This is a genomic window from Stenotrophomonas maltophilia complex sp. Om-AH-Sm3 (assembly GCF_059337855.1).
In genome coordinates this window covers 1-3,150 of record NZ_JBYBLQ010000034.1, presented here as the reverse complement: position 1 = coordinate 3,150, position 3,150 = coordinate 1, and the positions used below count along the sequence as shown (strand labels likewise).

The 3,150-nt window shown below is 53.8% G+C and carries 2 rRNA genes; both read left to right on the top strand.

The features are described 5' to 3' along the window. The first annotated feature begins 28 nt into the window (after positions 1-28). Positions 29-2,906, top strand: a 23S ribosomal RNA gene (locus AC10QF_RS20055). Positions 2,907-3,031: 125 nt separating this feature from the next. After that, positions 3,032-3,146 (top strand): 5S ribosomal RNA (gene rrf / locus AC10QF_RS20050). Positions 3,147-3,150: the final 4 nt, after the last annotated feature.

The following is a 3,150-nucleotide window of genomic DNA, read 5'->3' as shown; positions in this document are numbered from 1 at the left end:
TGTAACCCAAGGCAACTTGCGGTTATATGGTCAAGCGAATAAGCGCACACGGTGGATGCCTTGGCGGTCAGAGGCGATGAAGGACGTGGCAGCCTGCGAAAAGTATCGGGGAGCTGGCAACAAGCTTTGATCCGGTAATGTCCGAATGGGGAAACCCACCCGCTTGCGGGTATCCTGCAGTGAATACATAGCTGCTGGAAGCGAACCTGGTGAACTGAAATATCTAAGTAACCAGAGGAAAAGAAATCAACCGAGATTCCGTAAGTAGCGACGAGCGAACGCGGACTAGCCCTTAAGCTGATTTGGTTCTAGGAAAACGCTCTGGAAAGAGTGGCCATAGAAGGTGATAGCCCTGTATCTGAAAGGGCCATTTCAGTGAAGACGAGTAGGGCGGGGCACGTGAAACCCTGTCTGAACATGGGGGGACCATCCTCCAAGGCTAAATACTACTGACCGACCGATAGTGAACCAGTACCGTGAGGGAAAGGCGAAAAGAACCCCGGAGAGGGGAGTGAAATAGAACCTGAAACCGTGTGCGTACAAGCAGTAGGAGCTCCGCAAGGAGTGACTGCGTACCTTTTGTATAATGGGTCAGCGACTTACTGTTCGTGGCAAGCTTAACCGTATAGGGGAGGCGAAGGGAAACCGAGTCTGATAAGGGCGCATAGTCGCGGGCAGTAGACCCGAAACCGGGTGATCTAGTCATGCCCAGGGTGAAGGTGCGGTAACACGCACTGGAGGCCCGAACCCACTCCCGTTGCAAAGGTAGGGGATGAGGTGTGATTAGGAGTGAAAAGCTAATCGAACCCGGAGATAGCTGGTTCTCCTCGAAAGCTATTTAGGTAGCGCCTCATATGTATCCTCTCGGGGGTAGAGCACTGTTATGGCTAGGGGGTCATCGCGACTTACCAAACCATTGCAAACTCCGAATACCGAGACGGACTGTATGGGAGACACACGGCGGGTGCTAACGTCCGTCGTGAAAAGGGAAACAACCCAGACCCACAGCTAAGGTCCCAAATTTTGTGCTAAGTGGAAAACCATGTGGAAAGGCACAGACAGCCAGGAGGTTGGCTTAGAAGCAGCCACCCTTTAAAGAAAGCGTAATAGCTCACTGGTCGAGTCGGTCTGCGGGGAAGATTTAACGGGGCTAAGCACAGAACCGAAGCTTGGGGTGCATACTTTGTATGCGCGGTAGAGGAGCGTTCCGTAAGCCGTTGAAGGTGGATTGAGAAGTCTGCTGGAGGTATCGGAAGTGCGAATGCTGACATGAGTAACGATAATGCGGGTGAAAAACCCGCACGCCGAAAGCCCAAGGTTTCCTTGCGCAACGTTAATCGGCGCAGGGTGAGTCGGCCCCTAAGGCGAGGACGAAAGTCGTAGTCGATGGGAAGCAGGTTAATATTCCTGCACCTCGCGTAAGTGCGATGGAGGGACGGAGAAGGTTAGGTGTACCAGGCGTTGGTTGTCCTGGGGAAAGGCGGTAGGTTTGGATCTTTGGCAAATCCGGGATCCTCTAAGACCGAGCACCGAGACGAGCCTTTATGGCAAAGTCACTGATACCACGCTTCCAGGAAAAGCTCCTAAGCTTCAGCTTACGCAGACCGTACCGTAAACCGACACAGGTGGGTAGGATGAGAATTCTCAGGCGCTTGAGAGAACTCGGGTGAAGGAACTAGGCAACATGGCACCGTAACTTCGGGAGAAGGTGCACCCTTTTTGGTGGCTCGTGCGAGCTATAGCTGAAGAGGGTCGCAGTAACCAGGCCGCTGCGACTGTTTATCAAAAACACAGCACTCTGCAAACACGAAAGTGGACGTATAGGGTGTGACGCCTGCCCGGTGCTGGAAGGTTAATTGATGGGGTCAGCCGCAAGGCGAAGCTCTTGATCGAAGCCCCAGTAAACGGCGGCCGTAACTATAACGGTCCTAAGGTAGCGAAATTCCTTGTCGGGTAAGTTCCGACCTGCACGAATGGCGTAACGACAGCGGCGCTGTCTCCACCCGAGACTCAGTGAAATTGAAATCGCTGTGAAGATGCAGCGTTCCCGTGGCAAGACGGAAAGACCCCGTGAACCTTTACTATAGCTTTACACTGAACGTTGAGTTCGTCTGTGTAGGATAGGTGGGAGGCTATGAAACCATGGCGCTAGCTGTGGCGGAGCCATCCTTGAAATACCACCCTGTCGTGCTTGACGTTCTAACCTGGGCCCATTATCTGGGTCGGGGACCGTGTATGGTGGGTAGTTTGACTGGGGCGGTCTCCTCCTAAAGAGTAACGGAGGAGCTCGAAGGTACGCTCAGCGCGGTCGGACATCGCGCACTGTGTGCAAAGGCATAAGCGTGCTTGACTGCAAGATCGACGGATCAAGCAGGTAGGAAACTAGGACTTAGTGATCCGGTGGTTCTGTATGGAAGGGCCATCGCTCAACGGATAAAAGGTACTCCGGGGATAACAGGCTGATACCGCCCAAGAGTTCATATCGACGGCGGTGTTTGGCACCTCGATGTCGGCTCATCACATCCTGGGGCTGTAGTCGGTCCCAAGGGTATGGCTGTTCGCCATTTAAAGTGGTACGCGAGCTGGGTTCAGAACGTCGTGAGACAGTTCGGTCCCTATCTGCCATGGGCGTTGGAGATTTGAGAGGGGCTGCTCCTAGTACGAGAGGACCGGAGTGGACGAACCTCTGGTGTTCCGGTTGTCACGCCAGTGGCATTGCCGGGTAGCTATGTTCGGAAGCGATAACCGCTGAAAGCATCTAAGCGGGAAGCGCGCCTCAAGATGAGATCTCCCGGGGCACAAGCCCCCTGAAGGAACCATGTAGACTACGTGGTTGATAGGTCAGGTGTGTAAGTACAGCAATGTATTGAGCTAACTGATACTAATGATCCGTGCGGCTTGACCATATAACCTCAAGTTGCCTTGGCTTTACGACAGCGTCGTAAGAGCATCCAAGTGCACGCTACGTCACAAGAACTATGCGAGGCTGGCGCCTTGTCCCCCGGGACGAGTGCGACTCTCCAAAAGCCTCCCTGGTGAAATTAGCGCTGTGGAACCACCCGATCCCATCCCGAACTCGGAAGTGAAACGCAGCTGCGCCGATGGTAGTGTGGCTCAAGCCATGCGAGAGTAGGTCATCGCCAGGGTTTA